At 60.4% G+C, this 22,611-nt stretch carries 30 protein-coding genes; 22 read left to right on the forward strand and 8 right to left on the reverse strand.

From position 1 onward, the window contains the following. The first annotated feature begins 60 nt into the window (after window positions 1-60). Genes AC1RT6_RS04150 through AC1RT6_RS04160 form a run of 3 tightly spaced genes read left to right on the forward strand, consistent with a single transcriptional unit; the run spans window position 61 to window position 7,052 of the window. The gene (locus AC1RT6_RS04150) at window positions 61-3,183 is read left to right on the forward strand and encodes an efflux RND transporter permease subunit (RefSeq protein ID WP_472789708.1); all 3,123 of its coding nucleotides are present in this window, start codon (window positions 61-63) and stop codon (window positions 3,181-3,183) included. Then, window positions 3,183-6,278 carry an efflux RND transporter permease subunit gene (locus AC1RT6_RS04155; RefSeq protein WP_079446560.1) on the forward strand — a complete coding sequence of 1,032 codons (3,096 nt, stop codon included), beginning with the start codon at window positions 3,183-3,185 and terminating at the stop codon, window positions 6,276-6,278. Before AC1RT6_RS04150 ends, AC1RT6_RS04155 begins: the two co-directional genes overlap by 1 nt. Window positions 6,279-6,326: 48 nt before the next feature. Next, window positions 6,327-7,052 carry a tRNA-uridine aminocarboxypropyltransferase gene (locus tag AC1RT6_RS04160; RefSeq protein WP_472789705.1) on the forward strand — a complete coding sequence of 242 codons (726 nt, stop codon included), beginning with the start codon at window positions 6,327-6,329 and terminating at the stop codon, window positions 7,050-7,052. Window positions 7,053-7,647: 595 nt separating this feature from the next. Here the strand turns inward: AC1RT6_RS04160 and AC1RT6_RS04165 are convergent. Beyond that, window positions 7,648-7,824: an RNA-binding protein gene (locus AC1RT6_RS04165; RefSeq protein WP_493029130.1), complete on the reverse strand. Its 177-nt coding sequence runs from the start codon at window positions 7,822-7,824 to the stop codon at window positions 7,648-7,650. Window positions 7,825-8,082: 258 nt separating this feature from the next. On the opposite strand from AC1RT6_RS04165, the gene AC1RT6_RS04170 reads away from it, so the two are divergent. After that, window positions 8,083-8,286 (forward strand): hypothetical protein, encoded by a 204-nt coding sequence (locus AC1RT6_RS04170; protein WP_472789702.1) that lies wholly within the window; start codon window positions 8,083-8,085, stop codon window positions 8,284-8,286. 21 nt (window positions 8,287-8,307) lie between these two features. Next, window positions 8,308-8,907: a Fic family protein gene (locus AC1RT6_RS04175; RefSeq protein ID WP_472789700.1), complete on the forward strand. Its 600-nt coding sequence runs from the start codon at window positions 8,308-8,310 to the stop codon at window positions 8,905-8,907. Between the two features lie 15 nt (window positions 8,908-8,922). Here AC1RT6_RS04175 and AC1RT6_RS04180 read toward each other — a convergent pair whose 3' ends face one another. The 7 genes from AC1RT6_RS04180 to AC1RT6_RS04210 all read right to left on the reverse strand — a co-directional run bounded on the left by AC1RT6_RS04180 (window position 8,923) and on the right by AC1RT6_RS04210 (window position 12,187). Then, window positions 8,923-10,218: a hypothetical protein gene (locus tag AC1RT6_RS04180; RefSeq protein ID WP_493029133.1), complete on the reverse strand. Its 1,296-nt coding sequence runs from the start codon at window positions 10,216-10,218 to the stop codon at window positions 8,923-8,925. 2 nt (window positions 10,219-10,220) lie between these two features. After that, window positions 10,221-10,463: a hypothetical protein gene (locus tag AC1RT6_RS04185; protein WP_472789696.1), complete on the reverse strand. Its 243-nt coding sequence runs from the start codon at window positions 10,461-10,463 to the stop codon at window positions 10,221-10,223. Continuing rightward, window positions 10,460-10,624 (reverse strand): hypothetical protein, encoded by a 165-nt coding sequence (locus AC1RT6_RS04190; protein WP_472789694.1) that lies wholly within the window; start codon window positions 10,622-10,624, stop codon window positions 10,460-10,462. The genes AC1RT6_RS04185 and AC1RT6_RS04190 overlap by 4 nt, the downstream gene beginning before the upstream one ends. Continuing rightward, window positions 10,621-10,980: a hypothetical protein gene (locus AC1RT6_RS04195; protein ID WP_472789692.1), complete on the reverse strand. Its 360-nt coding sequence runs from the start codon at window positions 10,978-10,980 to the stop codon at window positions 10,621-10,623. The genes AC1RT6_RS04190 and AC1RT6_RS04195 overlap by 4 nt, the downstream gene beginning before the upstream one ends. Next, a complete protein-coding gene (locus AC1RT6_RS04200; protein ID WP_472789690.1) occupies window positions 10,977-11,216 on the reverse strand; it encodes a hypothetical protein in 240 nt (79 codons plus the stop codon). The genes AC1RT6_RS04195 and AC1RT6_RS04200 overlap by 4 nt, the downstream gene beginning before the upstream one ends. 96 nt (window positions 11,217-11,312) lie before the next feature. Beyond that, window positions 11,313-11,741 carry a hypothetical protein gene (locus AC1RT6_RS04205; protein ID WP_472789689.1) on the reverse strand — a complete coding sequence of 143 codons (429 nt, stop codon included), beginning with the start codon at window positions 11,739-11,741 and terminating at the stop codon, window positions 11,313-11,315. Beyond that, the gene (locus AC1RT6_RS04210; protein ID WP_472789687.1) at window positions 11,738-12,187 is read right to left on the reverse strand and encodes a helix-turn-helix domain-containing protein; all 450 of its coding nucleotides are present in this window, start codon (window positions 12,185-12,187) and stop codon (window positions 11,738-11,740) included. The genes AC1RT6_RS04205 and AC1RT6_RS04210 overlap by 4 nt, the downstream gene beginning before the upstream one ends. On the opposite strand from AC1RT6_RS04210, the gene AC1RT6_RS04215 reads away from it, so the two are divergent. The 17 genes from AC1RT6_RS04215 to AC1RT6_RS04295 all read left to right on the forward strand — a co-directional run bounded on the left by AC1RT6_RS04215 (window position 12,186) and on the right by AC1RT6_RS04295 (window position 22,599). Then, window positions 12,186-12,422 carry a helix-turn-helix transcriptional regulator gene (locus AC1RT6_RS04215; protein ID WP_493029136.1) on the forward strand — a complete coding sequence of 79 codons (237 nt, stop codon included), beginning with the start codon at window positions 12,186-12,188 and terminating at the stop codon, window positions 12,420-12,422. The genes AC1RT6_RS04210 and AC1RT6_RS04215 overlap by 2 nt on opposite strands. Next, entirely contained in the window at window positions 12,422-12,883 is a 462-nt protein-coding gene (locus AC1RT6_RS04220) for a hypothetical protein (RefSeq protein ID WP_472789683.1), read from the forward strand. The genes AC1RT6_RS04215 and AC1RT6_RS04220 overlap by 1 nt, the downstream gene beginning before the upstream one ends. Further along, window positions 12,880-13,275, forward strand: coding sequence for a hypothetical protein (locus tag AC1RT6_RS04225; RefSeq protein ID WP_472789681.1), 396 nt, complete (start codon window positions 12,880-12,882; stop codon window positions 13,273-13,275). Before AC1RT6_RS04220 ends, AC1RT6_RS04225 begins: the two co-directional genes overlap by 4 nt. Next, window positions 13,272-13,700 (forward strand): hypothetical protein, encoded by a 429-nt coding sequence (locus tag AC1RT6_RS04230; RefSeq protein ID WP_472789680.1) that lies wholly within the window; start codon window positions 13,272-13,274, stop codon window positions 13,698-13,700. Before AC1RT6_RS04225 ends, AC1RT6_RS04230 begins: the two co-directional genes overlap by 4 nt. Then, window positions 13,697-14,032 carry a hypothetical protein gene (locus AC1RT6_RS04235; protein WP_472789678.1) on the forward strand — a complete coding sequence of 112 codons (336 nt, stop codon included), beginning with the start codon at window positions 13,697-13,699 and terminating at the stop codon, window positions 14,030-14,032. The genes AC1RT6_RS04230 and AC1RT6_RS04235 overlap by 4 nt, the downstream gene beginning before the upstream one ends. Continuing rightward, a complete protein-coding gene (locus AC1RT6_RS04240) occupies window positions 14,025-14,357 on the forward strand; it encodes a hypothetical protein (RefSeq protein ID WP_472789677.1) in 333 nt (110 codons plus the stop codon). Before AC1RT6_RS04235 ends, AC1RT6_RS04240 begins: the two co-directional genes overlap by 8 nt. Beyond that, window positions 14,354-14,671 (forward strand): hypothetical protein, encoded by a 318-nt coding sequence (locus tag AC1RT6_RS04245; RefSeq protein ID WP_472789675.1) that lies wholly within the window; start codon window positions 14,354-14,356, stop codon window positions 14,669-14,671. The genes AC1RT6_RS04240 and AC1RT6_RS04245 overlap by 4 nt, the downstream gene beginning before the upstream one ends. Window positions 14,672-14,826: 155 nt before the next feature. Next, window positions 14,827-15,492 carry a hypothetical protein gene (locus tag AC1RT6_RS04250; RefSeq protein WP_472789673.1) on the forward strand — a complete coding sequence of 222 codons (666 nt, stop codon included), beginning with the start codon at window positions 14,827-14,829 and terminating at the stop codon, window positions 15,490-15,492. Next, window positions 15,489-15,872, forward strand: coding sequence for a helix-turn-helix domain-containing protein (locus AC1RT6_RS04255; RefSeq protein WP_472789671.1), 384 nt, complete (start codon window positions 15,489-15,491; stop codon window positions 15,870-15,872). Before AC1RT6_RS04250 ends, AC1RT6_RS04255 begins: the two co-directional genes overlap by 4 nt. Then, window positions 15,869-16,924, forward strand: coding sequence for an MT-A70 family methyltransferase (locus AC1RT6_RS04260; protein ID WP_472789669.1), 1,056 nt, complete (start codon window positions 15,869-15,871; stop codon window positions 16,922-16,924). The genes AC1RT6_RS04255 and AC1RT6_RS04260 overlap by 4 nt, the downstream gene beginning before the upstream one ends. Further along, window positions 16,921-17,241 carry a hypothetical protein gene (locus tag AC1RT6_RS04265; protein ID WP_493029141.1) on the forward strand — a complete coding sequence of 107 codons (321 nt, stop codon included), beginning with the start codon at window positions 16,921-16,923 and terminating at the stop codon, window positions 17,239-17,241. Before AC1RT6_RS04260 ends, AC1RT6_RS04265 begins: the two co-directional genes overlap by 4 nt. Next, the gene (locus AC1RT6_RS04270; RefSeq protein ID WP_472789666.1) at window positions 17,238-17,615 is read left to right on the forward strand and encodes a hypothetical protein; all 378 of its coding nucleotides are present in this window, start codon (window positions 17,238-17,240) and stop codon (window positions 17,613-17,615) included. Before AC1RT6_RS04265 ends, AC1RT6_RS04270 begins: the two co-directional genes overlap by 4 nt. Before the next feature lie 3 nt (window positions 17,616-17,618). Further along, window positions 17,619-18,527, forward strand: coding sequence for a phage major tropism determinant (locus AC1RT6_RS04275; RefSeq protein ID WP_472789664.1), 909 nt, complete (start codon window positions 17,619-17,621; stop codon window positions 18,525-18,527). A gap of 31 nt (window positions 18,528-18,558) precedes the next feature. After that, window positions 18,559-18,978, forward strand: a complete 420-nt coding sequence (gene avd, locus AC1RT6_RS04280) for a diversity-generating retroelement protein Avd (RefSeq protein WP_472789661.1) — start codon at window positions 18,559-18,561, stop codon at window positions 18,976-18,978. A 316-nt stretch (window positions 18,979-19,294) separates the two neighbouring features. Further along, entirely contained in the window at window positions 19,295-20,323 is a 1,029-nt protein-coding gene (locus tag AC1RT6_RS04285) for a reverse transcriptase domain-containing protein (protein WP_472789660.1), read from the forward strand. Next, the gene (locus tag AC1RT6_RS04290; protein WP_472789658.1) at window positions 20,320-20,511 is read left to right on the forward strand and encodes a hypothetical protein; all 192 of its coding nucleotides are present in this window, start codon (window positions 20,320-20,322) and stop codon (window positions 20,509-20,511) included. Before AC1RT6_RS04285 ends, AC1RT6_RS04290 begins: the two co-directional genes overlap by 4 nt. Before the next feature lie 153 nt (window positions 20,512-20,664). Continuing rightward, a complete protein-coding gene (locus AC1RT6_RS04295) occupies window positions 20,665-22,599 on the forward strand; it encodes a ParB/RepB/Spo0J family partition protein (RefSeq protein WP_472789656.1) in 1,935 nt (644 codons plus the stop codon). Window positions 22,600-22,611: the final 12 nt, after the last annotated feature.

The raw sequence follows: 22,611 nt of genomic DNA on the forward strand, positions 1-22,611 counted from the left end.
GGAGGCACGGCACTGAGAAGCGAACCCACGGCAGTGCGCTGCCAGACGAGTTGATTAGACATGGGTGTCTCGGAACCGTTTATTCGTCGTCCGATTGCAACCTCCTTGCTCGGGATCGCGCTGATGATCGGAGGCGCGCTCGGCTATTGGGCGTTGCCGGTCTCTGCGCTGCCGCAAGTCGATTTCCCGTCAGTACAGGTGAGAACTCAGCTCCCAGGCGCCAGTCCCGATGTCGTCGCGTCATTACTGACAGCGCCGCTGGAACGTCAACTCGGTCAGATCCCGTCGCTGTCGTCGATGACATCGACAAGCTCGTTCGGGCTCAGTCAGATTTCCTTACAGTTCAACCTGAATCGGGATATCGACGGCGCGACGCAGGACGTGCAGGCGGCCATCAACGCTGCCGCGGGAGTACTGCCGAAAAACCTGCCGTACCCGCCCGTTTATGCCAAGGTGAATCCTGCCGATGCGCCGGTAATAACGCTCGCCCTGACCTCCGACACGGTCTCGCTGCGCACCTTGAGCGATATTGGGGACACCATTCTGAGCCAACGCCTCAGTCAGATTTCAGGCGTTGGCCGCGTTTCCGTGCTCGGAGGTTTGAAGCCCGCGGTACGTGTCCAAGCCGATCTCGCGCGGCTCGCCGCCTACGGCATTTCAATGGAGGACTTGCGGACCGCAATCGCCAACGCCAACGTTTCTGGCCCCAAGGGCGCGCTGGACGGTGCACAGCAAGCTTATACGATCGCAGCGAACGACCAGATCACGACGGCCGACGCATACAGACCGATCATTATCGCCTACCGCAACGGCTCTCCGGTCACGATTGGCGATGTCGCCCGGATCGTCGACGGACTGGAGAACGACCGCACCGGCGGCTGGTATAACGGAACGCCGGCGGTCATCATCGATATCCAGCGCCAGCCCGGCGCCAATGTGATCGAGGTTGTCCGCCAGATCCGGGAGGAGATTCCGAAGGTCCAGAAAGCAATTCCGGCCGGTGTCAAACTGACCGTCGTCAGCGACCGGACCGTGACAATCCGCGCATCAGTCCACGACGTGCAGTTCACGCTCATTCTCAGCATCGTCCTCGTTACGCTTGTCGTACTTCTTTTCTTGCGCTCGCTCCGGGCGACGTTGATTGCGGGCGTGGCGCTGCCGTTGTCGCTGATCACCAGTTTCGGCATCATGTATTTCGCCGGATTCAGCCTCGACAACCTGTCGCTGATGGCGCTGACGATCGGCACCGGATTCGTGGTCGACGACGCCATCGTGATGATCGAAAACATCGTTCGACATATCGAGAACGGCGAGAGCGTCATGGAGGCTTCGCTCCGGGGCGCGAGTGAGATTGCCTTCACCGTGATTTCGCTGACGGTTTCGCTAATCGCGGTGTTTATCCCGCTTTTGTTCATGTCCGGGCTGGTCGGAAGAATGTTCCGCGAGTTCGCACTGACACTGACGATCGCGGTCGTCACGTCCGCCGTGGTGTCGCTTACTCTGACGCCGATGATGTGTTCCCGGCTGCTAAAACACTCGGAGGAAGGAGCTCCGATTCCGGGGTTGGCGGCGGTCAACCGCAGTATTGATCGGCTTGTCGCATTCTATCACTGGACGTTGTTATGGGTCCTTCAGCATCAGAGGGCAACGCTGGTCGTTGTTTTTGCGACGGTCGTCGCAACAATGATGCTCTATGTCGTCGCGCCAAAGGGATTCCTGCCTCTGCAAGATACGGCGTCGATAACCGCGGTAACTGAGGCGGGTCCAGACGTATCCTTTGCCGAAATGGGAAGGCGTCAAGCCGAGGTAGCGGGCATCCTCGAGGAGGATCCGGACGTCGTGGGCGTTGTATCCGTCATCGGTGCCGGTTCAGTGAATCCGACCACGAATGTCGGCCGTCTGGTGATGACGGTGAAGCCACGGAGTGACCGCCGCGACGACGTCGCTGCAATCATCACGCGTTTGAAGACGCGCGTAGCTTCGATCCCTGGTATGGCGGTTTATTTTCAACCGGTGCAGGATATTCAGATCAGCACACGGGCCAGCCGCTCACTTTATCAATATACCCTGACGGGAACGGACGCAGCCCACGTTTCGGAGTGGACCCAAAAGCTGGTCAAGGAACTACGTCGCGATCCGCTATTTCGGGACGTATCGTCGGAAGCGCAAGACGCAGGTCTTCGAGCCGCGCTGAACATCGATCGCGAACGCGCCGGTCAACTCGGCGTTAGCCTTCAGGCTGTTAACGACACTTTGAACGATTCTTTTGCTCAGCGGCAAATATCGACCGTTTATGGACAGGCCAACCAGTATCGCGTCGTGTTGGAAGCCTTGCCGCAGTATCAGAACGACCCCTCAATCCTTTCCAAGCTTTTTCTGCCGGGTGTTGCCGGCGCTCAGGTCCCGCTGTCTGCAGTTGCGACGCTGACCAGGACGACGGCACCACTGGCAATCTCTCATCAGGCGCAATTCCCCGCATTCTCGCTCAGCTTCAATCTCGCCCCGGGCGAAGCGCTGGGCGACGCCGTAGAACGGGTCAAGATCATCGAAACCCGCATCGGCATGCCCTCTAGTATCGTCGGCATGTTTTCGGGCGATGCGGCGGAATTCTCGAAAGCGCTTGCCGGTCAGCCTTGGCTGATCTTGGCCGCACTGGTCACGATCTACATCGTGCTGGGCGTATTGTACGAAAGCTATGTTCATCCAATTACAATCCTCTCAACACTGCCTTCGGCGGGTATCGGCGCCATTCTCGCCTTGATGCTGTTCGGACAGGATCTGTCGGTTATCGGTCTGATCGGCATCATTCTTCTGATGGGCATCGTGAAGAAGAATGCGATCATGATGATCGACTTCGCGCTCGAGGCAGAACGCCGTCAAGGCATGTCTTCGACCGATGCTATCGTGCAGGCGTGTCTGCTCCGGTTCAGACCAATCATGATGACCACACTGGCAGCGCTGTTCGGCGCGTTGCCGCTGGCGATCGAAAGCGGCACCGGCTCGGAGTTGCGGTTTCCACTTGGCATCTCGATCATCGGCGGCCTGCTGCTCAGTCAGTTGCTCACGCTTTACACCACGCCGGTGATCTATCTGGGGCTCGATCGGCTAAACAAGCGAATCGAGCAAGCCGTTCCTACTGGCGGTTCGAAGCCGCTGCCTGGTGCGACCGAGGACATAAGATAATGGCCTCGATCTCCGAGCCGTTCATTCGAAGACCGGTCGGTACCACGCTGCTCGCCATTGGCCTGTTTCTCATTGGCGTTGTCGCTTACGCCGTCCTTCCGGTAGCTTCGGTTCCCAATGTCGATTTCCCGATGATCAGAGTGTCGGCGAACCGGCCGGGCGCGTCGCCGTCGGTGATGGCTGCTACCGTTGCCGCGCCGCTGGAGCGCCGCCTGGGTGAGATCGCCGGCGTCGAGCAAATCACGTCCACGAGCGCGTTGGGCGCCACGAGCATTCAATTGCAGTTTGCCATCGGGCGCGACATCGATCACGCGGCACGCGACGTGCAAGCGGCGATCAACGCATCGCTCGCCGATCTGCCGACGGATCTGCCGACATTGCCGAAATTCCGCAAGGCCAATCCTGCTGCGTCACCCGTCTTCGTTCTAGCGCTAACATCAAAGACTATGTCGACGAGCGCCATCTATGACGTAGCTGATACCGTTATTGTTCAGCGCGTTTCGCAGGTCCCGGGGGTAGGGGAGGTTTCCGTAAGTGGAGCTGATCAGCCGGCTGTGCGGATTGCTCTCAATCCGGTCGCGCTCTCAAACGCAGGCATCTCGACCGATGATGTCCGGACCGCGATCGTGAACGCCAATCCGCTTGGCCCAGTCGGAATTTTCAATGGCGACCGTCAGAGCGAGACGCTGTCGACTAACCGGCAGATGCGGACGGCCACCGAATTTCGCAACATCATTATAAAGAATTCAGGAGGGAATTTCGTTCGGCTCTCGGACGTGGCCGATGTCAAGGATGCCACGCGAAACAGCCGCTCGATCGCTTGGTTCAACAAGCAGCCGGCGGTGTTGATCCAGGTCACCAAGCAGGGCGACGCCAATGTCATCGACACTGTCGACCGGGTGAGGGCGCTGCTCCCCGAACTCAAGAAGTGGATTCCTGGCGGTGTCGAAGTATCCATCATCGTTGATCGCACAGGCACGATCCGGGCAAGCGTTGAGGACATGGAATGGACACTGTTGGCCACCGCCTTTCTGGTGATGGTGGTGGTATTTACGTTCCTTCGACGTCTTACGCCGACTGTCGCGGCCGGCATATCAGTTCCATTGGCGCTGGCTGGTACATGCGTCGGGATGTGGCTGGCAGGTTTCTCCATCGACAACCTATCCCTGATGGCGCTGGCCATCTCGGTCGGCTTCGTGGTCGATGATGCCATCGTCATGATCGAGAACATGTACCGCAATCTCGAGCAGGGTTTGCCGCCTTACCGGGCGGCGGTCGAAGGAGCAAGGCAAATCGGCTTTACCGTGTTCTCGATCAGCCTGTCGTTGATTGCCGCATTCATGCCCTTGATCTTTATGGACGGCGTTGCTGGCCGGCTGTTGCGGGAATTCTCGCTCACACTCACCTTCGCGATCGTGGTGTCAACGATCGTGTCGTTGACGGTAACGCCGATGATCTGCGCCCATTACATCAAAGGCGCGACGTCCACGAATGCGACCCGGTTCGACCGGCTGGTTGAAGGCCTGCTTTCGCGAATCGTGGCGTTTTATACGCGCACGCTGCGCGTCGTGCTCCGCTTTCCCGCCCTGACGTTGCTGGTGTTTTTTGCGACTATCGCCCTGACGGTGACTCTCTATATCAAGACGCCGAAAGGTTATTTTCCAATCGACGACAGCGGCTTCATAATTGGTGTCACGCACGCGTCCGCCGACGTTTCCTTTCAGTCCATGCTCGGACTTCAACAGCGCGCTATGGATATCGTAATGGCAGATCCTGCCGTGCAGGGAATCGGCTCTTCCATCGGCGGCGGCACGCTCGGAGGCTCAAATCGAGGATTCATGTACATCATCTTGAAGCCGCCCGCTGAACGGGGAAAACTGACGACCCCGCAGGTAATTAACCGGATGCGCCGAAATCTTAGCGACCTATCAGGCATCAGGCTGCTCATGTTCGCCGCCCAGGACATCCGCACCGGAGGACGCCAGAGCGATTCAAACTACCAATACACGCTCTACAGTACCGACCTCGAGTTGTTGCAGAAGTGGGCGCCCCTTGTCACCAAGCGCATGCAAACGGTCGAGGGAATTACTGACGTGTCAAGCGACCGCGAGGCAGGTGGTCTGCAACTGACCGTGTCCATCGACCGGAAAAAGGCATCCAGCCTTGGAGTCAGGGTTCAGGATATCGACAACGCACTCAACAACGCGTTCTCGCAACGGCAGATTTCGATAGTTTATACCCAGCGCAATCAATACCAGGTCATTTTGGAAATTGATCCACAACTTCAGGAAGACCCATCCAACCTCGAGCGCATCTTTGTTGCCGGAGCCAACGGAGTTCAGGTGCCGCTGTCTGCCGTCGCTCACTATCAGCGTGATCTGTCGCCGCTCGCTGTTGTTCATTCACAGTCGCTCCCGTCGATGACGGTGTCTTTCGACACGTTACCGGGCGTGGAACTTCAGGACGCTACCGCCAATATTCAACGCGCTGTCGATGAGTTGCACATGCCCGAGGGTATTCGTGGAAACTTCGAGGGCAACGCGGCTGATTTCCGCAAAACGTCGGGACGGCAGCCACTACTGATTCTCGGCGCGCTTGCCGCCGTGTATATTGTGCTCGGGGTTCTCTACGAGAGCCTCGCTCATCCGCTCACGATCATCTCGACCCTGCCGTCCGCTGGACTCGGAGCACTTCTGGCCTTGCAGATCACCAATACGCCACTGACGATCATTGCATTTGTCGGCATCATTCTCCTCATCGGTATCGTCAAGAAAAATGGCATCATGATTGTCGATTTCGCGCTGGATGCTGAGCGCCAACGCGGATTATCATCCGCGGACGCAATCTTCGAGGCTTGTAGCGTGCGCTTTCGGCCAATCATCATGACCACCATGGCCGCGCTTTTCGCTGCGATACCGCTGGTGCTCGCGGTCGGTCCCGGCACGGAACTACGACGACCGCTCGGAATCACCATCATCGGCGGGCTTCTCGTTTCGCAAATTTTGACCCTCTATACGACTCCGGTCATCTACCTTCTGATCGACCGGTTGCGACGACGAGGCGAGGCCGTACCCGCTGCCGCGCCGGCCGAATAGGGAGGCGATCGTTGTTGCGGGCTGGATCGGCGCGGCGTATAGCGAGCAATGTCCAGCAACCCCGAGAGCTCCACTGCAGGACGTGACGCGCTCCCGCAATGCCAGCGCTGTCACAAATTGGCAGTGTTATGCGTTTGCGACGGCATTAAGCCGATCAAAATCCGGACTTCGCTGCTTCTTCTGCAGCATCCACAGGAGCAAGATAAAACGCTCGGAACTGCTCGGCTAACCGCGCTACATTTCCAGGACGCCGTGTTGAAGATCGGTCTGTCCTGGCCCAGTCTCTCCAGGGCGTTGGGCCGACCGGTGCATGACCCATCGCGCTGGGCGGTGCTTTACCTTGGCTCGGTCAGGGTCGACCGTTCCAATACCGACCGTGCCATCATCGCCATCAATCGCAACGGCCAGATGGAGACCGATCAACGCGCGGCTCTTGCGGATATTGAGGGTGTCGTGCTGCTGGATGGTACTTGGAGCCAGGCCAAGGCGCTGTGGTGGCGCAACCCGTGGATGTTGAAGTGCCAGCGCGTTGTTCTTGCACCCGGTTGGACCTCTCGCTACGGCAAACTGCGCAGGGAGCCGCGCCGCGACGGACTCGCCACGATCGAGGCCGCAGCGATAATGCTCGCTAACCTCGAAGGTCGGCCTGACATCGAGACGACATTGCTTGCCAGCTTCGACGGGATGTTGACAAAATATCAGGAGGTGCAGGGTAGGATGCCCGAACTTGCTCCCGGACCAAAACGCCGCCGGAATCGGCGCCAGCGCGCCTGACCCGTCGTCTGGCGCCGGAACTATCAAACCATAGAAGCTCGCGGACTGCAGAGAGCAGGTTGCCTAAGCAGAGGATGCTCTATATTGATCCGGATTCGAGGGGCCACGTGGCGGAGTGGTTACGCAACGGTCTGCAAAGCAGACTCGAATGGAAGCGCTTTCAATGATCATTCTGAAGCGAGGGTTGTTTGATGTTGAAGAACCGCACGGTTTTATAGGACTTGGTGACTTCTGAAACTGAACAAGTCACTGCGAAGGAACGAAATTCCGGCCCCTATGAAAGCGTATCTCGTCCGTGCCCGTATTACTGACCTTGGACCTGCGCCTCAAGGGGCTATAGTCCTCTACATCGCGATGTTTGACACTGAGAGTGAGGCGCTAGGAGCCGTAAGAAAAGCCGCGCCGGCATCTCAGCACGTTGACGAAATCGTGGGCATAGCTAGCGATGCCATCGTGGACCGTTGCAAGATCGGCCCGGGCGCTGTGAAGCTGTTGGCTGACAAAACATAAAGCCAAGCCTGCCTAATGTGAATCGATCTGTTTTTCGGCCGGGACCGACGCCGGTCTGGTAACGTCGTGAAGTTTGATGGAAGCGCTAATCTCGTTTCCATCGCTTTTGAGCTGCCTTCTTAGCGATTTCCGAGCGCTTCTTGGCCGTCATGCCCGCCGCCCGTGCCTTGCCTCCCATGCGCCCTAGCGCCACGGCGGCGGCGTTCTTGCCGTCCTCCGTGGTGATGTCCTCAATCTCGCCGGTCGCGATTTTGGCGATCATGACGGCGTCACCGATGGCGCCTGCGGGGCGTTTTCCGCCTTTGGGGCCTCGCGGCATATTGAACCATCCCCTTATATTTACTTGGCGCTAAGCATACATGAATTGCAGAGCAGGGGCGAGAGTGGCATTTGTGTAACCAACAAGATGCACAGTTCCGGTAATGTTGAGCACGAATCGTTGAGGCGCGTCGAAAAGAGTCCCTATTCGGGCTCATTGCGGTGTTATGATCCAACGATGACTGTCAGAGGAGGACAACCCATGGCCGATCGAAAGCAATTTCTAGCTGTACCTCCGGCTGATCCGGAGCTTTTGAAGATGATGGACGAGGCGCGCGGACAGCCGGTCTCGGAGCACGATTTACGGGAACAGCGGATCAGCTTCGCTTTTGGCAACGCGCTGGATAATGATGAAATTACCAAAGAGTCCGTCCGGGAGGCCTCAGAGCACATCCGTCTCCGTTAGAGATTTGAGGGGGGCGATTCTATGTCGGTGCGAGAGAAAGATAACAAAGCGCTTTACCAGCGAATCCAAGAACAAAATCTACTCCGACAGTATGACCTTCTGTCCAACTGCATAGAAATCGGTATCGAAAAAGGTATCGAAAGTTTCGACAAGTATACGCTGTGGGCTCTAAACCATGTCGCTGTCGCAAACATTGCTCAGTTTGGAGGGCGATTTAGAGAGCAGCCGATTTATGTAGGGAACCATAATCCGCCTCATTTTGAGAAGGTCCCTAACTGCATCGACCAAATGCTTTCGGTGATCCATGAGAACTGGACGGTGGTGGACCACCCCACGGCCATCGCTGCTTATGCTCTTTGGCGGCTCAACTGGATACATCCCTTCGTCGAAGGTAATGGCAGAACTGCTAGAGCAGCCTGCTATTATCTCATCTGCTTGAAATACGGAGAACTGTTACGGGGCAAGAAAATCGTTCCGGAGCGTATCCGTGAGAACCGAGCACCTTATTACGCTGGTCTTCAAGCTGCTGATCGAGCTTGGGACTCTGGCCATTACGATTTCTCTGAGCTTACGAATTATCTCCAGATGTTGCTCAAAGCTCAACTTGCTGACGCCGTCTGATCAGTATCTCAAATTTCAAACCGAGACACTGCTGCCTCTAGGTCTTGCCGAGTCTTTCTCAGTTTCAAAATCCGTCGAATCTTCGGTGCTCATCGTCATGCGGTAGGCATGCCGCTTCCGCGTCGCAGCGAGCGCGCGTTTGGCGGTGCGCTTGGCATAGCCCTCGTAGGCCTTGCTGCGATGCGCTGAGAGGGCACGACCCTGACCGTCGGTGAGTTCGGCTTCCTCGAGCTCGGTCATGCCGCCGTGTCGGCAGGCGTCGAGCGTGAACGTTTTCGGCAGACCGAGATCGTCGCGCAGGCTTCGCACCAGCCGCCCCATGCTGAAAGGGTCCCATTTGATCGGGCCTGCCGGCCGGTCGCGCATCACGATGCCAAGGCCGCTCTTGGGCACCTTGGCGAGGATGTCTTCCGCCTCCTCATAGAACAGCGTCCGGACTGCCTGGTTGTCCGCATCGAGCGTGGTCTCTTCGAGCGGATGCAGCACCATCTCGCCGGTCTTGTGATGCTCGATGCGGATCATGGTCGGGGCGTTGCGGCCGCGGTAGTCGTTCCAGCTCACGTAGCCCGCCAGCACATTCTCCGGCCGCTGCAGCCATTCAAAACAGATCACGGCGGCGGCCGCGACGGCGGGATAGCCCTTGTTCACGGCGCCCCAGGCGAAGGCATAGACATCGTCGCGCGTCACGGCGGCCTTCACGGCTTTGCGGCGGTGCTTCATGGCCACGCCTTCCCAGGGATTCGGCACCTTCTCCTTGAAGAACTCGGGATGCAGCCGGTGAACCACCGACCAGGCATGGCGGCAGATGGCGACAACCTTCTCGGCCGTGCGCGGCCGTTCCGCCTTGCCTTTGCGGACCGGCGTGGTGCGAACCTTCTCGTAGACCTTGTCGGCCGCGTTCGGGCTGATGGCGGCGATCATCCGGTCTCCGATCCGCACGCCGGACTTGCCGCGAATGTCGCAAAACAGACGGATGGTGAGCTCGTGATCGGGGGCGGTGCGCTTCGAGACGCGCTCCTTCCAGTCCAAGCTGCCCTTGTAGATCCGAAACAGCCAGTCGACTGTGCCGGGCTTGCCGGCGATCGGCGCGACCGGTGCTTCGCCGAGGCGCGCGCGGTCCCATTCGTCGAACAGACCATTCAGCGCAACCGCGCGCTTGCAGGCCTTTTCGTATTCAGTCCCGAGCGCTGTGTCGTTCTGTTTATGCAGCAGGCATCCCAGCTTGCGGTAATAGGTCGGCAGCGTCCAATAAAAGCGGGTTTCATCACCGACCGCCTTGCCGATGACGAATCGCGGCAGCGGCTTTTCCACGGTCACAGATCCTCGGCGACGTCCGCCAGCATTGCGGGGTCGCCCTGCGGGGCGATCGCCCGGTCCAGATCTTCCTTCGCCCATATCTGCCGCCGCCCGCGCTTGATGACCGGGGCAGGGTATCGGCCGGCCCGGACCTCGCGCAAGAAAACCTCAGCGGAGGCCTCGCCGCAATAGCCAGCGGACAATTCCACGCCCATGCGGGGCGGCCAAAGGCCTGGGGGTATGACGGCTGGGCGGGTCATGGCGCGCGTCCGATCAGCGCCTCGATCGCCTGTCCGACACACCACAATAGACCGACCAGGCCGACCGCGCCCACGACGGGCCATGGATACAGGATGATGAGGACGATCGCGACCGCGATCAGCGCGACGCAGGCGAGCGCGAAAAGACCGAGTCGGATCATGCATGCCCCGCGCATTCATGTGATGGCGAAATAGTCGGGCTGTCAGGCCATGTCGGCTGCCCGCCGATTGCATCGATGAGCAGATCGGACGCTCCATGCAGTCGTCCTTGTTCGTCTCGTCTGCGGCAACGCTCACACCGCTCCGCCGGCAGCCGCCGATAGACGCGCTGGCCGCTCGGGCCAGTCGCGATCACAGCGCCGGCGACCGCGAGCTGGCGCAAGACGATGCGAACGTAGGACGGTGATGAAATTTCACCGATCGCGAGGAAGACGCCGCGCGATGAGATCGGCGCGCCGTCGGCCGGCAGCGCATCCAGCACTCTGGCGACGAAGTCGGGTCGTGGCTGGTTTCTCATGACGCCTTCGCCATCTCGGCCGTGACGATTGCCTGCCGGGCGGCTGCCAGCGCGTCGTCGACGAAGTTCGCAATATCGCCGTAGCTGTAGCGGCGGGTGCACATCAGCGAACGGATGGCGTCGCTTTCGGTATTTGTCGCCTCGAAACGGAGGAGGTCGGCGACCATGCGGTCGACAAGGTCACTGGATTCGCGGAGGGGTAGGGTAATGACGTTGTTTTGGGCGTTGGTGTCCATGACGAGTCTCCCGACTTAGGCTGGGGAGATGTAACCTATAAGGTCACATTTCGTCAATCTGGAATAGTAACCGTATAGGTTACGTCAATTCACCAATCACTGACCGCCGCGCGCGAGGTCAATTTCTTGGGCGAACAGAGTGACAACCGGTAACGAACCTTCGTCTGTTTCGGCAAGGACGCGCTCAGCACTCTGCGGGATGAACGACACCGAAAAGGAGCAGTCGTTGTTTGCGAGGTTTGCGGTGCCTTGACAGTATTCCGTTAAGCGCTGGACCGTATCCGGGGTTGTCATCCCCCCGATGGAGACGGCGTCTATCTTAAGTAGTTTTCCTCGCGCCTGAGCAACGCAGACGATCGATCCTTTCGGATCATCGATGCATGTGACGCGATTAAGACGGACTTCTTTTTTAAGGTGGGAGTGCGGCGCAGCAGCAAGTTCACTGGGCGTCAAGCTCGATGCGAAAGCACTGGTAACTAGAAGCAGCATGGCTGAAACCCATAACGCCAGCCGGGGGGTGATCATTGCGCGCCCCCCTTGCGCTTGGGCTTCTTGGGCTTTGCTGTTGGGGAACTGAGTTTGGCTAAAAGCGAGAGCGCAAGCTCGCGTTCGGCGGTCGTGAGGCCGATCTCGCCACCACCAGCGCCACTGCCTGTTGGTGGGCGCCAGAGTTGCTCGGGTAGAATTCCTAACACATCAGCATATTTCGCGATCTTCTCCGCATTCATGCGGTTCTGCTCGCGCTCCATTCGATGCACCGATTCGCGCTCGATGCCGAAGGCTTCGGCAATCGTCTCGGGACTGACGTTGAGGTGCTTCCGCCATTCTACAACGTAGAGAAGTCGGCGCGGACTGGCAGTACGTGTAACCATCCCGGCATCGTAGTTGTGGATGGCTCTAAATGCAGGGACCGCATCGGTTACATTTCCGCTTCCCTGAAAGTGACCGAATCGGTTACTCATCGAAATCATGACCGATCCTCTTCACCCTCTCACCTCCTACCGAAACAACTTCAAACCTCCCAAGTCGCAGGAGGACTTAGCCCGAGAACTCTCGGTGAGCCGGAACACAATCAATCGATGGGAAAAGGACAGGCGGAAGATTGACCTCGATATTTTGCCCCGTGTGGTCAAGGTCACCGGCATTCCGGCGCACGAACTGCGGCCCGATCTTGCAGCGTTGTTCACTCCGGAGGGAGCGGCCTAATGTCAGTGGCACGATCCTTCGAGCACAACATCTTCGTCGAGGGCGGCCGCACCGTCGACGAAGGCCGCGCATTGCCGCAAGCAGCGCCTGAAAACCAGTTCTGGCAGCACCAGGCGCGCAACGACGATGCGCTCGCGATCTCCTTGGCCGATGCTTCGGCTGGCGAACAGTGTCATGCGGATGCAATTCGCGCCGATGCGCTCGATTTCCCCGACGCCTTCGACAAACACGTCGGCCACGCAGGCCGGATCGATCAGTTCGGTGAAGGCATCTCTCATTCTTCCCAGCTCCGAAATTCATTTCGCTGGGTAACTCTTGGTTGTGGAGAGGGTGCAGGGCTACCTTCCATTGGAAATAACGTAAACGCGGATGCCGCGCGCGGCGGCCCGTCACTGGCGGTGACAGCCCTGCGGATTGTCCGCGATTCGATGCACTACGCAAAAACTGGAGAACACGCATGACCCGCAAGGTAGCGGCGCGGTCTCGCGTGTCAAAAAGACCGACCCTCATCGATGAGGGTAGAAACCCTCAAGCTTGCGGGTGGTTTTCTTCGATCATCTTGGAATTGCAGCGACTTTTTCCGCGCGATACGGCCGCTGAAATCGCGCACAGATCGCGGCGCTCAGTGAAGGTTGTTGAGCGCTGGCTGGCGCGAAAGGGCGCTCCCGACGGTCAGGCGCTGGCGGCGCTGCTGCGCAGCGACGTGGGTGATGCCGTCCATGCCGCGCTGATTGCCTCGGTCAAATCGCCTTGGGCCGACAATCTCCGCGCCGTTCGTGAAATCGCAAAACTGCGCCAGCAGCAGGCCGATGCCGCGCGGCGGCTCGAAGCGTTGGAAAGGGGCATCAGATGACCGTAGCCCGTTCGATCACGCCAGACCTTGCAGCGATCGATGGCATCCACATCGTGCCGACGATCGAACCGCGCCTTGGCGCGCCGCTAGGAATCGAGCTGCGGCATTTTCGGCGCCACGACATTGCCGTCCGCATCGAGCCAGCCGGCCTCCATGCCCTTGCTGATGATGCATTGGGCAAGATGCCGAGCGGCAACCGGATTGATGGTGAAGGCGAACTCGCCTCGATCGCGGGCTCGGAGACGAACGCACATGCCGACATTCAGAGCGTCGGCTGCGAACGCCTCGATCTGGGGCAGTCCGGGCCATTCGATCTCGGTGACCGCAAGCGGCCTGTCTTCGAGGGCGGCATCCCAGCGAGCGATGATGTCTGCATCAAAGAGGAAATCGGCCACGGCATTCTCCCTGGAGGTAAGCGACGATGAGCGCCCTTCATATCATCATGGTCATACTTTTTGCTTTCACGGCGCTGGGTTTTGTTTGCGCCGTTCGGGTATCGCGCCTGCGGCGCGAACCCGGGATCGGCCGGCGCAGCGACCCGTCGGCCGATCCCCTTGCGCGGCCGTTCGGTGATGCGCCGTATCTGTGCCGAGATCTGCATCGCGTGTATTCGCGCGATCAGCTCGAGGCGATCGCGCGGCGGCCTACTCACCATCAACTCGATTCCGGCGGCGCCTCCAGGCCGGATGCGGGCGCTCGCCGGTTTAGCCCCTCGGAGCCGGCGGGCGTCCGTGCTGCGGGAGTGCGTCATGGCTGATGTTATGACCGCTCCCGAACAGGCCAACTTTCTTGCAGGGCATGTCATTGCCTGCGCCACGGCCTTTCTTGATGGCCGGCACGATGCCGCACGTCTGGCCACTGACGCCCAGCGCCTGCAGTGCGAGCTGCTGACCGCGGCGAGCGACCCTGATTCGATTTGCATTCTCGTTCCCGCACGCCTGCTGGTGATCGCCATGGCAATCGCCGCGCGCGCCGAAAGTGAGGCGCGGCGGGACCGCTGTCGAGCGGTGATGGGCGCGTTGGTCGATCTGGTGCGGCATGAATCCACGGATATGCGGCTCAGGGGTGTGCAGCGATCATGAAGCCGATGTCCGCGACCCTGTCGAACCTGATCGTGCTGGCGGAGGAAATCATCACCCGGCCGAACTCGGATCGCCCGTTCATCCGAGGCGAATTCAGTTCGGTTGCTGACGAGGTCCGCCACGCCGACGCGCGGCCAGCCGAGGACGTTCGCATCACAAACGCCGCCATGGTGATGGTCATCGCGATCGAAGCGTTCCGCGCCGGCACGCGCGATGCGACGTCGCCCTGGCTGATGGTGGTCGGTGCAACGCTGCCGCTGTTGCGCGGAGACGGCTTCCTCGCATTTAAATCTGAGCGGGAGCGACAAGCGTGAGCGCGACGGGGGAGCTTCGACGGATCAGGCCGATCGCTCTCGGGAGCGATGTCACTCCGGGACGTTTCGATGGCCCGCGACCGTCCCTGAAATGGTTGCCCCCAACCGAGCTGTTGGTGGATTCGACTTACCAGCGCGATCTTTCGGAGCGATCGATGCGGTTGATCCGCAAACTCGCTGCGGCGTTCTCCTGGAACCGGATGAAGCCCATTATCGGCGTTCAGGTCGGTCCGGCCGCGGTTCATGTGGTCGACGGTCAGCATAGTGCAATCGTGGCGGCGTCGATCGGCGTTCCGCAGGTCCCGGTCTACCTCGTCGAAGCCGATTCCGTCGTCGATCGGGCACGCGCATTCGTTGGCCACAACAATGACCGCATCAAGGTTTCGCCGTTCGACATTTACCGTGCGCTGGTGGCGGCCGGCGATCCCGACGCCATGGATGTTGCAAACGTCTGCCGGCGCGCCGGTGTCCGCATCCGCAATATCTCCCCATCGTCGGCGATTGCCGAGGGCGATACCGCCGCTGTTGGCGTTATCCAGTCACTGGTCAAGCGCTGCGGCGTGATCCGTTCGCGCAAGGTCCTGCAATGCCTTGTCCATGCTCGGCGCGCGCCGATCACGGCGGCCGAGATTCTCGCCGTCGCGCAGATCATCGGAGTCGAACGGCCGGCCATTGATCTCGATGCACTGACAGCCGTTATTCGCATCGAAGGCGACGACGGTCTCGCCAAGGCCCATGCGAAATCCAAGAGCGACCGGACGCTGTATTGGCGCGAGGTGATGGCGCGATACCTGCACCGGATCGACCGGGTGGTCGCATGACGCTGCGCGACGATCTCGTGACGACGCTAGAGGGCGAAAACGAACTGCTACGCGAACGCTGCCGGCAGCTCGAAGAAATGATCGGGCTGCGTTTTGAGTCGCCGCCGATCTTCGGATTCACGCGATCGGAATCGGCGATCTTCGGCTTGCTGATGAAGAACAGTTTAATGCGGCGGGAAGCCGCCATGCTCGCGCTGTATCACGGGCTCAACCAGGACGAGGCCGAGGTTAAAATCATCGACGTCTTCATATGCAAGATGCGTCGGAAGCTCCTCCCGTTTTCGATCGAAATCAAGGTCATGTGGGGCCAGGGCTATTACCTCACGGCCGACGCAAAGGCGCGCGCCTCTGCGGTGCTGTATGAGGCGCAAGCCGCATGACGATGCTCGCCCAATACGATCGCGCTCGACATGCGTTGGCCGAAGCGATCCGCGTCGACCAGGTGCTGGCGATCCGTGATGAGCTTGAACACGTGAAGCTCTACGCCAAACAGATTCGCGATCGCGCACTGATGGCCGATGCTGCCGCATTTCAGATGCGAGCGGAGCGGCGGCTTGGCGTGTTGCTCGCGGCCGCGCGCGACGCCGGTCAGCTGATCGAGAAGGGACGCCGGCGCAAAGACGACGGCGAGTCGGTCGCAACATTGGCCGAGATCGGCGTCGACAAGAAGCTGTCGATGACGGCGCAGCGTGCGGCGGCGTTAGAGGAAGCTGCCTTTGAGGACATGGTCGCCGGTGTCCGCGAGAAGATGGCGGCGGGGCGGGCCATCGTGGTCGATCCGATCGACGCTGCAGCCAAGACGGCAGAGATCAACCGCCGGCGGGCCGAACACGCGGCGCGCACCGAGAACGGCGGGACGGCTGATGACCTCGCCGCGCTCGCGCGTTCAGGCTTCCGGGCGTCGACGATCTATATGGACCCGCCCTGGCATTTCGAGACTCGTTCGGCGGCGGGTGAGGGGAGATCGGCGAACATCCATTACACGACCGGTCTGATCGACCGCATCATGGCGGACCTGGCGCCTGTGAAGGATATCGCTGCCGACAGCGCCGTGTTGCTGATGTGGATGGTCGATTGGGGGCCGCATCTGGCGCTGGGGCTGATCGACGCTCTCGGCTTTCTGCACAAGACGACCGCCTTCACTTGGGCCAAGACCGAAGGCGAGGGCTGGCATATGGGACAAGGCTATTGGACCCGCGCCAACCCGGAGGACTGCTGGCTTGCGACACGCGGCAGCCCAAAGCGGCTGCATGCCGACGTACGTCAGTTGATCGTCGCGCCGATCGCGGAGCATTCCCGCAAGCCGGACGAGACCTACGAGCGGATCGAACGCCTGGTCGAGGGTCCATACCTCGAGCTTTACGCGCGGCGGCCGCGCAAGGGTTGGGTCAGCTGGGGCAATGAACTCGCGTTTACAGGAGAGGCGGCGTGATGGATCGGAAGATTCCGCCAGCCATTCTTCGCGATCTCTCCAACGAAATGATGGAGCGTACGCGAAAGAACATCTATTCGATGACCGCTATCGTCGACGACCCTGCCGACAAGATCGCTCTCAGTGTATCCTGCCTTTCATGTGCGATTGGCATCACCGCGGGCTTTGTTGCTTCTCAGTTCGGCGACAAGACGCCGCCAGATGTCTATGACGTTGCCGAAGCTATTCTCGGTATTCTCCGCGAAGCTGGCGTGTCAAAACGGCAGCTTGAACTCGGTGACCTGGTTCAGCGCACAAAAGACAGGCTCAATCCATGAGCCGCCGTCGCCTCGCCAATCGCCGGTCGCACGAAACGATCGCCATCGAACACGACGGCCAGCGCTACAAGGTCGGGCTGGGTCGCGAACTGGTTTGCGCCGATCTCGACAGGCTCGGCCCGGTGGTCGAAGTCTTCCTCAATGCGCAGAAGGTGAATTCGCCAGTCGACGTGCTGGTGAGTGATGGCGCGATCCTGATGTCGATGCTGCTGCAGCACGGCTGCCCGGCCGATGTCATTCATCACGCCATGAAACGCAATCAGGACGGTTCGCCGGCGTCGCCGCTCGGCCGCGCAGCGCAGCTAATCCATAGCACCCTTGCTGAGATTCTCACCAACCCCGCCGGCGTGTCGCCGGCCAACATGGAGACGTGACACATGAATGCGAACGTCAAGACGATCGAGCAGGCGACCGCGCTGTTGACCAAGGCCGATCCGGAAACACCTTGCCTGAATGTGCTGGACTGCGCCACGATCGCGATCAAGGCCGGAACGTCTGTCAATGGCGTGAGCTTTGCGGAAGATACGATCGTTACCCTACCGGTCGATGGCTATTTGCCAGGCCGCGACTACGTCGTCGCGGTTGTCGATGGCGCGGCCGTGGCCGCCGCCGCGGATTCCGTTCCGCAATCTGCATCGCAGATCGGAGGCTTCCACTTCGCGCCGGGTGGCAACGCCTCTGCCCGCGCCGGCGGCGACGATGTACCGGCGATCAACGCGTGCTCGCTGTGGGATCTGAACTTTCGCCCAGCGTGCCCCGACCCGCGCGGCATGACACTGGTCGAGCATCATGGGCGGAAATTCTGGTGCGACATCTATCTCACTGCCGCAGATCACACGAACGGCACCAGCCGGTTTGGCGTGACCATCGCTGATGGTGATGACCTGCCTATCGGCGCTGGCGCGGCCAGTAAGAATTTTACTGCCTTCGATTATGCGACCGCCGTCGCGGTGCTGGGCTCACACGGCAAGGGCCTACTGTCGCTCGAGGAGTTCTTTGCCGCGGCGTTTGGCGTCACCGAGAAATCTGCCGCGGACAAGGATCCAAAGGTCACTGGTCTCGATGCATCCCGCACCAGCAAGTTCGGCCTGATGCAGGCGACCGGCAATATGTGGGCGTGGGGTCACGACGGCGATCCTGACACGCCGCGCGCTTCCATCTTCGGCGGCGCCTGGATCAGTGGCGACGACGCGGGCTCGCGCTTCGCGTTCGTCGGCTACTGGCCGGAGAACTCGAGCGTCCATTTGGGCGCCCGGGGCCGCAGTGACCACTTGCAGCTTGGATAGGCGCTGCGACAGCAGCGCCATGTGAACCCGCATGCCGATCGTCAGGGACGACAACACCGCAACCGACGCCCTGGCGATCGTAGAAAAATACGAGGCTTTCGTGCGCTACCTCTACCCGATCCTGCAACGCAGCCCGCGCAAGCACGGCGTTCTTCGTGACACTGTGCTTGCGGCGCTGTTCATGCCGATCGGTGGCCTCTATCACGCCGCGAAGTCGCGGCAGGTATCGCGGCTACATGCTGTTGATGCCGAATTCGCAACTCTGCGGTCGCACCTGCGTTTTCTCGCGCTCGCCTCCGTCCGAATTCTAACACCCCACCAGCACGAGGTTGCGCTGGTATTGCTGTCAGAGCCGGGGCGGATGCTGGGCGCATGGCAGAAGAAGCTCAGCGACGGCCGCGCACATCATTCGGGCGCATCGTCGCGCCCGATGGGGCAGGCGGGGACATGATGCAGCCGCGCGCTTCCATATTCGGCGGCTCCTGGATCAATGGCGACAACGCGGGCTCGCGCTACGCGAACGTCGACAACTGGCCGGAGAACTCGAACGACAATTTGGGCGCCCGGGGCCGCAGTGACGACGGATACACGTTTGACGTTCGGCGCCGATCACGGTCACGCCGGCAGATCATGCGAGATCAAGGTCTGTGGTTAGCCCGCGTGTCCTGCTTCGGCGAACACACTCCAAGATCCGGCAGAGCGGGGCGTAGGGGGCGGAGCCTTTCGAGACCCGCGGCCGGTTTTTTGCTGAACGGGAGTGTGCGGCCATGACCAGGCGTTATCGCAATCTGATCGGGTTGATCACGTCGCCTCGCACGATGGACGCGGCCTATAGACTGACCGCGGCTGGCAAGCGGCTGACCCCCGGTTACCTGGAGTTCAAGGAATTCTCGGCGTTGAACCTCGCCGATCTCGCCCGCGACATGCGCGAAGGCCGATATGTTTCCGGAACGCCGCACCAGTTTTATGTGTTCGATCCGAAGAAGCGGTTGATCTCGGCCCTCCCGTTCCGCGACCGGGTTGCCCAGCAGGCCTTGTGCCTGATCATCGCTCCGATCTTCGACCGCGCATTGCTGCCGCGCGCCTTCGCCTGTCGCCCCGGCAAGGGAACGCATGCTGGCGTCATGTTGCTGCAGGGCGATCTACGGCGAGAATCTCGGGCTGGGCCGCTCTATTTTCTCAAGACGGACTTCCGCAGCTATTTTGCCTCGATCCAGCGCGACGTGTTGTGGCGATTGATCGAAGCCAAGATCAGCTGTCGCGCCACGCTTAACTTGGTCGAGGCGATGGTGCCGCGCATAGGCATCGGCTTACCGATCGGCAGCCTGACGTCGCAGATCTTCGCCAACATTTATACCGGTGCGACGCTCGATCGCCACCTGCAGCAGACGCTAGGGGAAAGTCTCTGGTACCGTTACATGGACGACCTTGTGGTGCTCGGCCGCGGCTCGGCGCATCTGCGGGCCGTTAAGCAGTCGGTTGAGGACTATTCCCGCTGCGAACTGGGCCTGAGGTTCTCGAAATGGTCGATCGCAAATACTTCGCGCGGGGTGAATTTCCTCGGCTACCGCATCTGGCCGACGCACAAACTGCTGCGGCGCGACAGCGTTATTCGTGCCCGCCGTAAGATCGCGGCGTTTCGGGCGAGCGGAGACCTCGAGCGGTTGCGGCAATTTCTCGGCGCGTGGCTGGGACACGCGCAATGGGCCGATAGCGCCAACCTGATTCATTCGCTGGATCTGCGACTTCACCCGGCACACGATGGATCGTCTCTCCCGCGCGGAGGTCGAGCGTGAGCTGCACCGAGCGTGAATCGAAATGGCCGTGGCGTGACTACCTGTCGCCAGACGAGGCTAACGAGATCGCCAAGATCGATGCAGCGAAAGCCAATTGGTTGGAGCTGAACAAGTCCCGCGCATCCATCAAAAACCGGGCGGTGCAGCGCGCGATGTACGGCGCCTCCAGCAAGAGGCAGCCGTCATGACATGCGGGTGCTGCGACGGGCGAAGGGTTGTCATCGGTGTGACAGGGGAAACACGACCATGCAGCCGTTGCCGGGTCGAGGAGTTCAGTGCGTGGTACCGCGCGGCATATGGCGCGCGGGAAGACAAACAGCAGAACAAGGGAGAAGGCTGACATGCATATCGATGTGCCGTTGAACAGGTTGCGCTTCGGCCACGAAGATGGCGCCGGCATCAACGCCCGCGTTACTGGCCGGGACGATGGCATCGCGGCGCTGGCCGCGAACCTCTACGCCCAGGGCCAGATTGAGGATCTGATTGTCAAGCAGTGTGGGGACGGGTTCTATTCGGTCGCCAACGGCAACCGTCGCCTGAAGGCGTTCCAGAAGATTTATGGCGAGACCAGCGATCATCTGATCGGCTGCACGCTCCATGAAGTCGACGAGGCGCGCGCGTTTGAATTTTCGCTGACGACAGCGGTGACGGCGGCGCAACTCCATCCCATCGACCAGTATGAAGCCTTCGCGAGGTTGAAGGACCGGCGGACCGATGAGGAGATCGCGGCGCAGTATGGCCTGAGCGAAAAGCAGGTGCGGCAGGCACTGGCGCTCGGTCACCTGTCGCCGACGGTCCGTGCAGCCTGGCGCGACGGGACCATCAAGGCCGATGAGGCCAAGGCCTTCACGCTCGGCTACGATCACAAGGTGCAGGACAAGGTCTTCGCCAAACTGCAGAAGGCCGGGCGGCTATGGCAATCCACAATCCGCGAGGAGCTCGGCGCATCGGCCGATGACATCGGCGAGCTGATCGATTTTGTCGGCGCCGAGGAATATCGGCTCGCCGGCGGCATTGTCACCGAGGACCTGTTCGGGTCACGGCATGTCGTCTCGGATGCCGCGCTCCTCAGCCAGCTCGCAACGGCGAAGTTCGAACTGACCCTTCAGGCGCTGCGGGACGAAGGCTGGAGTTGGGCTGAACTCGCATCAAACCTGCCCCAGGGTGCGCGATGGTGGAACAAGACCGAGCCGAAGAAGCTGATTTATCACGATGGCGAGGAAGATCGTGTCGAAGCGCTGAAGGCGGCGATCGCTGCGATCGATGCCGAGGAACATGAATCCGGAGACTACAGCGAGGACTGTGATCGTCGACGCGAGGTAGTTCAATCCGAGCTTTCCGCAATCGAAACACAGATCATGCGTCGGTCATTCACCGACAGGCAGAAAGCACGGTCCGGCGTCATCGTCGATTTCGATGACGGCGTGCTCGGGTTTGTGTTCGGTCGGATCCGCCCCGAGGAACGCAAGCCGGTCGGCGACGAGAAGACGACGAAAGCCGGGAAGGCCGCGGACGTGGCTGCGGAGCCCGAGGAGCCGGCGATTTCGAATGCGCTCACGCACCGCCTGACGGTGCAGCTCACCAAGGGTGCGGCAACCGCGTTGATGCAGGATCCCGATCTTGCATTGTGTGTGCTGCTGGCTGGTACCAGCAGCTCTCACGATAGCGGCGTCAAGATCAGCATTACCGGCCTGTATCGCGATGCGATCGACTACGGCACCCGTGAGTTTAGCGATGTCCTCGCCGGAATCCGCAAGCTGACGGCACAACAGCGCAACGAAATGGTGGCGCAATACGCCGCGGCCGCGCTCGATTTCCAGAATAGACCGCTCGATAAGGCTACTTCCGATCGTTCTGACCATGGCCCAAGCGCGATCTGCGATGCGCTCGATCCGGCGGCGTTGAATGCAGCCTTGCGTGGCGCATTTGATGCGACCGATTATTTCGGGGGCATCAACAAAGCGCTGTGCCTGAAGGCGATCGAGGAAGCCTGCGGGCCTGATCTCGCACGACAACAGGAGAAGAACTCCAAGGGCGATATCGTCGCCTTCGCGATCGAAAACGTGCCGCCGACCGGCTGGCTGCCGCCGCAGTTGCGCGCCAAGGGCTATGACGGCCCGCCGGCGGGCAAGCCAAAACCGCAAACAAAATCGGGAAGGGGAGCGGCAAAGGCTGCGGCCAAATCGTCGGCACGGAAAAAGACAGCGCGGCGTCCGGCGGCGAAGCGGGCGGTGCGAAAAAAGAAGGCAATCTCGAAAAAGCGCAAAGCGGGCTGACCGGGATAAAAT

It is taken from the genome of Nitrobacter sp. MLSD-S21 (genome assembly GCF_058809865.1).